Consider the following 8,069-nt stretch of genomic DNA (forward strand, 5'->3'; position numbering starts at 1 on the left):
TATTGGTGCCTGGGGCCGGAATCGAACCGGCACGCTATCAGATAGCTCGGGATTTTAAGTCCCGTGCGTCTACCTATTCCGCCACCCAGGCTGATCGCTTTCGCTCTCAACAAAATAATAGTACCATTTTTTCTACTAAAAGTCAACAAGTTTTTTTATTTTTTTTAAAAATTTTTTTGTTGCAAGTTTTTTTCTCTTATGATACTATGAATTGACTCTATATTAAGGAGAATTAAAAAGAAAATAAGCGCCAGAACTTTTTAAGTTGACGAGGACTGGAACTATCGAACATTCGGCGGATATTCCAGAGGTTACTACAACCTTAGACCTTCTACAAAACTAAAAGGTGACTTTTAGGACAAAAGAGGGTAAGTAGTAATTCTTCTTAAATATAAAGAACATTGAAAATTAAATATTTTAAGGAGGATTTTTTTATGTGTGGAATTGTTGGTTACATAGGAAAAGGAGATGCAAAGAACGTTGTTTTACAAGGACTAGAAAAGTTGGAGTATAGAGGCTACGATTCAGCAGGTATTGCCGTTATAAAAGACTCTAAAATTATAGTCGAGAAGAAGAAAGGTAGATTAAAGAATTTAGAGTCTCATCTAGAAGGACTTGATTTGAGCTCTCATATCGGAATTGGACACACTAGATGGGCTACTCATGGAGAACCCTCTGACAGAAACTCTCATCCACATTACAGCGAAGATTTATCTATAGCTGTTGTTCATAACGGAATTATAGAGAATTATTCATCTCTAAAAGAGGAGTTAGTGGAAAAAGGATATCACTTCACATCTGACACAGATACCGAGGTAGTTGCTCACCTTTTACACTCAGTTTTCAAAGGAAATCTATTAGAAGCTCTTAAAGAAACAATCTCTCGTTTAAGAGGAAGCTTTGCTCTTGGAGTTATTCACAAAGATTTTCCAAACGAAATTGTTTGTACTAGAAAAGACAGTCCTCTTGTTATCGGTATTGGAGAGAATGAAAATCTTATAGCTTCTGATATCCCAGCTATTCTAAAATATACAAAGGATGTGTATTTTTTAGAAGATGGTGATATAGCTAAACTAACTGAAAATTCTATTCAAATCTTTGATAAAAATTTATCTCCTGTAGAGAGAGAGATTAAATTTATCGAATGGGATTATGAGCAAGCTACAAAAGGTGGCTACCCTCATTTTATGATTAAAGAGATTTTCGAACAACCTAAATCTATCGAAGAAACTTTAAACAGAAGAATTCATGATGGTAAAATTGATTTTTCAGATGTTTTATCAGATGATGAGATTAAAAAATTTAATATGATTCATATTGTTGCATGTGGAACTGCATACCATGCTGGACTACAAGGGCAATATGCATTAAGATCAATCTCTAGAACTAATGCTCTTGTTGAAATCGCTTCTGAATACAGATATATGAATCCATTTGTAGATGAAAATACTTTAGCTATTTTCGTAAGTCAATCTGGAGAAACTCTGGATACTTTAGCGGCTTTAAAAGAGGCTAAAGCTAGAGGAGCTAAAACTCTAGCAATTACAAACGTTGTTGGTTCTACTATCTCTAGAGAAGCTCACAGCACTATCTACACTATGGCTGGACCTGAAATTGCCGTTGCATCAACTAAAGCCTATACGACACAGGTTATCATTTTCCAACTTCTTTCTATCTACTTAGCAGAAAAGAAAGGGTTACTTAATAACGAAGAAGTAAATAGATTAATTAAATCTCTTTACACTATTCCTTCTAAAGTTCAAAATGAACTTCAAAATACAGACCTTCTAAAATCTGTTGCTAATTTTATGAAAGATAAAAGTAGCGGATTCTACATTGGAAGAGGAGTAGATTTTGCCACTGCACTTGAAGGATCATTAAAAATGAAAGAGATTACGTATATACACACAGAAGCTTTTGCTGCTGGCGAATTAAAGCATGGATCAATCGCTCTAATAGAACCAGGAACGCCTGTTATAGTTGTAGCTACACAATCTAATCTTTTAGAAAAAACAGTTTCTAATATGAAAGAACTAAAGGCTAGAGGAGCTCATATCACAACTATTGCAAGAAGAAGTTGCAAAGAAGCTATTGAAGCATCAGATGAATTTATTGGAATTGATGATATAGATGATGTATTCTCTGTTCTTTTAGCTATTATCCCACTTCAACTTTTATCATACTTTACATCTGTTGAAAAGGGAATTGATGTAGATAAGCCTAGAAACCTAGCAAAATCAGTTACTGTTGAGTGAATTTAAAAAGAGTCTAACGACTCTTTTTTTTATACTTTTTAAGTAGAATTTAACATTCTTTCATGATATAATATTTTTAGAATCAAGGGAGGATATTTTATGAACGATAGATTAAAAGGTACTTTGTGGATGTGTGTATCTGCTTTAGGTATGGCTTTAATGGGAGCTACCGTTAAATTTATAGGTAGTGACATCTCTACTTTTGAAAAACTCTTCTTCAGAAATCTAGTAGGAGTTGTGATGCTACTTTTTTCTATAAAAGGAAAAAATATAAATATTTGGGGTAGCAGTAATAAAAGTAGATTATTTATGATTTTTAGATGTGTTACTGGTTTAACTGGAGCAGTTTTAAACTTTTATTGTATAAATAAACTTTATTTAGCTGACTCAGCTTTACTAAATAAACTTTCACCATTTTTTGTTGCTATATTTGCAACTCTATTCTTAAAAGAAAAATTGGAAAGACATCAAATTCCAATACTTGTTGTTGTTTTATTTGGAGCTTTACTTGTTATAAAACCTAAGTTTAGTTTTGAAATGCTACCAGCTTTAGCAGGCTTTTTATCTGCTATTTTTGCAGGGGGAGCATACACACTTGTTAGATATTTAAGAACTATGGAGGAACCATCTACTTTAGTTTTATGGTTTTCCGCATTCTCAATGGTTGGTATGATTCCACCCATGCTTATACAAGGTTTTATCGTACCAAATAGAGTTCAACTTTTTTATCTTATTTTAACTGGAGTTTTTGCTACAGTTGGACAAGTAGGTTTAGCTTACGCTTATAAATATGCTTTAGCTAGTGAAGTTTCTATTTATCAATATCTAAGCATAATCTTCTCAGCTATAATTGGATTTATGGTTTGGAAAGAGATTCCTGATATATTTAGCTTAATTGGTGGCTTTATAATTATCGGTGCCGCATTATTCAACTATAAACTATCAAAAAAGTGATTGCTCTCGCAATCACTTTTCTATTTCATCTATTATACTACTTAACCTTAAATTTTGAGTTTTTTTATATTCTTGATATTCCGATATTATATTATCATCTATAAAATAATATTCTTCATCATCTAAAAAGAAACTTTTCAAAGGTATCTCTTTTGTAAAAACTCTATTCTTTTCAATTTTTATCACTGTTGACTTTCCTTTTTTACAAGGCTCAAAAGGAGAACAAGTTTTATAACAATCATCTTTTTCATATATTTTATAAGAAATATATCTACAGCATATAGGTCTTAAATCATATATCAAACAAACACCATTTTCTTTATCACGAAAATAACAAGGCGATTCTTCTAATTTATTTTTTAAAGCTTTTTCTTTAACCCCACTATTTGACTTCACAAATTTTAAAATCTCTATTTTCTCTTTTAAAGAGATGAGTGCATAATCACCACTGCAGCATCCACATCTATTACTCGTTTGATTACAAATCCTTTCACCATTCAGCTTCACAATCTTTTTTTTAGCATTCTCTAAAATATCCCTTAACTTCTCCATAATCAATTAGAATTTATATGTTGCTTCAACTGTATAAATTCTCCCATCCCCTCTATTGTATTGTCTTGTATTATCCCAATATCCAACATAAGTTGCATATTTTTCATCAAATATATTATTTACTCTTCCTGTAACTGTTAAATCAACTATCGGATTATATGATAACGATAAATCTACAGTTGCATAGTCTCCCTGATCTTTTTTCCTAATATTTGTAGGATCATCTGAATCAAAGTAGTTCCCATAGTATATAACATCCATATTTCCAACTATTTTAGATGTAAACTCATATCTTGCACCAAAACCTAGTTTCCAATTTGGAATAAATGGAACCTCTTTACCTTCTAAACTTTCAAATTTTGATTCTTTTATTTTATGATATATATAAGTTACAGAAGTGTTTAAGGTTAACTTTCCGAAATAACGCTCTGCAAAAAGTTCAACTCCATATCTCTCTGTATCTCCTATATTGTAATACGGGAAATTAGAATACTCTTCACCACTATAGTAAATCTCATCCCTTGTCATCTTATAAAACGTCGATAAACTTATATAGGTATCATTTAGATAATCTTTTATACCAAATTCTACCGTATCCTGTGTTTGAGGGTTTAATTTTTCAGCATTCACTGTATAACGCATCTCTGAAATTAACGGAGTTCTAAAATCTCTAGATAACTTTCCATAAACAACACCTGAATCATTGTAATTATACCTTGTTTCTAAAGTGTAAGAATAATCTTCATATGTTGTTTTATTTTTAATGCTCCATTTTTCAGTTGGAATTGGTTCTCTATTTCTAAAATAGTAGTTATATTCAGCTTTATTATATCTAATCCCTTGTAAAAATGTAAATTTACCTCTTTTATTTTCATTCATTAAGAATATTCCGTAACTATCTTTTGTTGAATCATCTAATTTTTTCTCTTTCTGGGGAGTCGCAATCTCTTTAGTTAAATCAGTTCCTAACATAAAATAATCACTCTCTGTATAATTATGTTTCACTTGAACTTTTCCATATATTTTTTCTTGATCATCTTCATGCTTTATTTCCCCCTTTTTAGGGTTATGTGTTTCAAATTTCTTTTCATAAAAACCTAAATAAGAGTATAGTTGAGTTTTATTACTCAAATCATATCTATATCCTAAGTGATAATCATTACTATACGATTCACCTCTAGAAATATTTCCAGGATTTTTACTGTCACTTTCATAAATATCCTCTGACACATCTCCATCTTTAGCATACTTTTTCTCATCTCTTGTATATCTTAAATCGATCTCACCACTATTTAAATTATATTTTGTACTCAATACAAAGTTTTTTCTTTTACTAAATATATCACCATACTCATCGCCTCTTTTATCACTTCTTTTCAAACTAGAGTTATATCCGACGCTTGTAGCAACTTTTTCTGTTATTTTTGTATTTACACCAATGCCAAACTTATTCGACTCATGGCTTGAAGCTGATCCTGTTATATATCCTGAATAATTTTTTCCTTCTGCAAATGAATCAATCTTTTTCAATCTAATATTTACAATTCCTCCAATAGCACCATCTCCATATAAAATCCCTCCACCTCCGGGAACAACTTCAACTCTTTCAATACTCGCTATCGGTATATTTGTTATCTGGTCTCCTTTAATCGGTATCCCATCTAAAGTTACTATTGTATTCTTTTCTGCATGAACAGGACTACCTGCCCCTCTCACGTCAAATCTAATGCTATCATAGTAGTGAGAAACAATAACTCCTGGAGCCATTCTTACAACATCCACAAGATTTTGCGCTCCTTTTTCCTCTATCTCCTCACTTGTTATAACAGTTATATTTGCTCCAGTCTCTTTTATACTCGATTCAAAGTTATCTGTTGTTATAACACTTTCCTCTAATTTAATAACTTTCTCATCAAATTTTGCGTACGTTAAAACTGTGCAAACAAATACACTTAGTAACATAAATTTTTTATTCATTTTTCCTCCCTCGAAGTAATGCTTTAAAAGTATCCTGACTCATCTCATCCTACTCACACCTCTTCCCAAGTTTCCTCAGTGAGTTTTTGTGCTTTCATCAATTTTACAGTGGCGGGGCCGTCGTGGAATTTAACCACACTTCCATATTAAAACATCTTTTGTTCTGCTTTCTATGTTATCACACCTTACATTCCCTTTACCAATATAATTTTTGTATAACAAAAAAACTATCAGTACATTAAAAAAATACTAACTAATTAAGTATACAAAAAAACTGCACTGATAATTCAGTGCAGCTAGTATCCAACTAATTATAATATTTTTTTTACCATCCACAAATGATTATTCCAATAACCATTCAGATCTGAAATAATAACTCCTCTTGATGTAGAAGCATGTAAAAATTTATTGTCTCCCACATAAACTCCAACATGGCGTACTTTTTTTCTTCCAATTTTAAAAAATACCAAATCTCCGACTTCCCATTTTTCACGTTTTTTTACTTTTTCACCATGTAAAACCATCTTCTCAGTTGTTCTTGGTAATTCCACTTTAAATCTTTCTATATATAATTGTTGCATAAAAGCAGAGCAATCAATCCCAGATTTACTTGTACCTCCTAAAACGTACTTTGTTCCTTTCCAATCTCCATAAAAACTAGAAATTTCAACAATTCTGTATTGTCTTTCCTTTTCACTGATCTTAGCTGCTGAACATCCTGTTAATATAAGCAAACACAGCAAAAATAATACTTTTAACAATTTTACCCTCTTAAACATATATTTCGTCCTCTCTAGATCCCATTCTAACTTTTCTATATTTAATTTTCTATATAGAACTCTAAATTAACAACTTCAATCAGATTATCTTTTTCATCCAAAATATTATATTCAAATTTTGTACCTTGAGTTAACTCATTTGGTCTATCTATACATATTGAAACTCTTCCATCCTCAACTTTCATCCTTATAAACTTTGAGTGAATCTCTTCTGATTCTCCAAATATATCTATCTCCTCTTCAACCTCTCCCACTTTTATTTTAAAATTACTATATTTTCCAGTCAACTCTCCTTTATGTTCTAAAAGATAATACCCTCTTGTATTTTTGAAATCATCAATATATATCTTCTGTCCAGGGATATACCATTTATCTAGCGCAACTTTTTTTGTAACTTCATTATTTGCAGGTAGTAGTATTACTTTTTGAAGTATTCTTCTTCTTATTCTATTGTAACTTAAATTTAAAATCTCCTCTTCAATTTTATAACTTAGATTCAGATTTAAATCTGTTGGTAACTCTAGCCCTATGTAAAACTCTTTATATTCATCTATGATATTTTGATTTGAAATTTCAGTATATATATTTGGATAACTCTCTATCAATGGCACAACTTTAACTATTCCCTCATACCCATCATCTTCAACACCTTTTATAACTACTTCAGATTTCAAATCTAACTGTAACCCATTTGAATTTACTCTATTTTTAGTAATCTCCAAGTCATAGTCATTCATTATAACTTTTTTTACTATTAAATATCTTTTACCATACTCTTGTTTCTTTAAAATCGGTGCTTTATAATCAAAATCTAAATAAATGTCAGGATTAAACTCTGGCATACTTATATTCAAATTAAACGCTTCAGTTTTATCTGGATATTGGTATTCAATTTCTAATTTATAATCATTTTTTACTAGATTCCATTCACTTATCATAAGCTCTATCCTTTGACGGTTTAAGCTTTTCCATCTGAAATTTACCTTAGTTCCTCCTAAGTCAATATCCTCTAATTCAAATATATACTGCTCCCACTTTACATCTTTTCGAACTATTATTTCCCCATCTTTTTTTATAGTAACTTTCTCTAAATCTTTTTGAATCGGAGTCACCTTTCCCTGAATATCTACATTTGAAAAATAACCAACTGTATTAGCATATGTCGCTACTGGAACATCTGATAATATAAGGTAATGCCCTTTTCCTAAAAGAGGTTCATTCGCCTTATAATTAACTTTTAAAAAATTTTCTTCTGCAAATAAATTTAGAAATATAAAAAACATCATAAATATTTTCTTCTTCATTTCGCTCCCCCATTTACATATTAATTTATTAATTCCTATTATACCTTAATTTTTCAAAATCTAATATATAAAAAAAACTCCAATTATATTGGAGTTAAATGTCTAGTGGTGCCGCTTATCGGAGTCGAACCAATTACCTACTGATTACAAGTCAGTTGCTCTACCAGGTGAGCTAAAGCGGCTTGTAAATAAAAAAATGGTGGTGAGAGAAGGATTCGAACCTTCGAAGGCAGAGCCGTCAGATTTAC

At 31.0% G+C, this 8,069-nt stretch carries 6 protein-coding genes, 2 tRNA genes and 1 riboswitch; of the genes, 2 read left to right on the top strand and 6 right to left on the bottom strand.

The features are described from left to right. Positions 1–3 precede the first annotated feature (3 nt). Positions 4–91, bottom strand: a tRNA-Leu gene (locus Q0O83_RS11485). A 343-nt stretch (positions 92–434) separates the two neighbouring features. Here Q0O83_RS11485 and glmS point away from each other — a divergent pair. Then, complete coding sequence (gene glmS, locus Q0O83_RS11490; RefSeq protein ID WP_294097229.1) at positions 435–2,255, top strand: glutamine--fructose-6-phosphate transaminase (isomerizing); 1,821 nt, start codon at positions 435–437, stop codon at positions 2,253–2,255. Between the two features lie 99 nt (positions 2,256–2,354). Further along, positions 2,355–3,209, top strand: coding sequence for a DMT family transporter (locus Q0O83_RS11495; protein ID WP_294097230.1), 855 nt, complete (start codon positions 2,355–2,357; stop codon positions 3,207–3,209). Between the two features lie 12 nt (positions 3,210–3,221). Here Q0O83_RS11495 and Q0O83_RS11500 read toward each other — a convergent pair whose 3' ends face one another. The 5 genes from Q0O83_RS11500 to Q0O83_RS11520 form a co-directional block, all read right to left on the bottom strand. Beyond that, positions 3,222–3,761, bottom strand: a complete 540-nt coding sequence (locus Q0O83_RS11500; protein ID WP_294097232.1) for a YkgJ family cysteine cluster protein — start codon at positions 3,759–3,761, stop codon at positions 3,222–3,224. 6 nt (positions 3,762–3,767) lie between these two features. Then, on the bottom strand, positions 3,768–5,738 hold the full coding sequence (locus Q0O83_RS11505; RefSeq protein ID WP_294097234.1) for a TonB-dependent receptor: 1,971 nt from the start codon (positions 5,736–5,738) through the stop codon (positions 3,768–3,770). A gap of 8 nt (positions 5,739–5,746) precedes the next feature. Further along, a riboswitch (cobalamin riboswitch) is annotated at positions 5,747–5,927 on the bottom strand. Between the two features lie 122 nt (positions 5,928–6,049). Further along, complete coding sequence (locus Q0O83_RS11510) at positions 6,050–6,472, bottom strand: NlpC/P60 family protein (RefSeq protein ID WP_294097236.1); 423 nt, start codon at positions 6,470–6,472, stop codon at positions 6,050–6,052. Positions 6,473–6,558: 86 nt separating this feature from the next. Further along, on the bottom strand, positions 6,559–7,821 hold the full coding sequence (locus Q0O83_RS11515) for a hypothetical protein (RefSeq protein WP_294097237.1): 1,263 nt from the start codon (positions 7,819–7,821) through the stop codon (positions 6,559–6,561). Between the two features lie 106 nt (positions 7,822–7,927). Then, positions 7,928–8,003 (bottom strand) — tRNA-Thr (locus Q0O83_RS11520). Positions 8,004–8,069: the final 66 nt, after the last annotated feature.

It is taken from the genome of uncultured Cetobacterium sp., from assembly GCF_945952365.1.
Taxonomy (GTDB): domain Bacteria; phylum Fusobacteriota; class Fusobacteriia; order Fusobacteriales; family Fusobacteriaceae; genus Cetobacterium_A.

Bases quoted from the DNA above. Each gene is read 5' to 3' on its own strand.
- glmS (WP_294097229.1), top strand. From the start codon at position 435: ATGTGTGGAATTGTTGGTTACATAGGAAAAGGAGATGCAAAGAACGTT.
- Q0O83_RS11495 (WP_294097230.1), top strand. From the start codon at position 2,355: ATGAACGATAGATTAAAAGGTACTTTGTGGATGTGTGTATCTGCTTTA.
- Q0O83_RS11500 (WP_294097232.1), bottom strand. From the start codon at position 3,761: ATGGAGAAGTTAAGGGATATTTTAGAGAATGCTAAAAAAAAGATTGTG.
- Q0O83_RS11505 (WP_294097234.1), bottom strand. From the start codon at position 5,738: ATGAATAAAAAATTTATGTTACTAAGTGTATTTGTTTGCACAGTTTTA.
- Q0O83_RS11515 (WP_294097237.1), bottom strand. From the start codon at position 7,821: ATGAAGAAGAAAATATTTATGATGTTTTTTATATTTCTAAATTTATTT.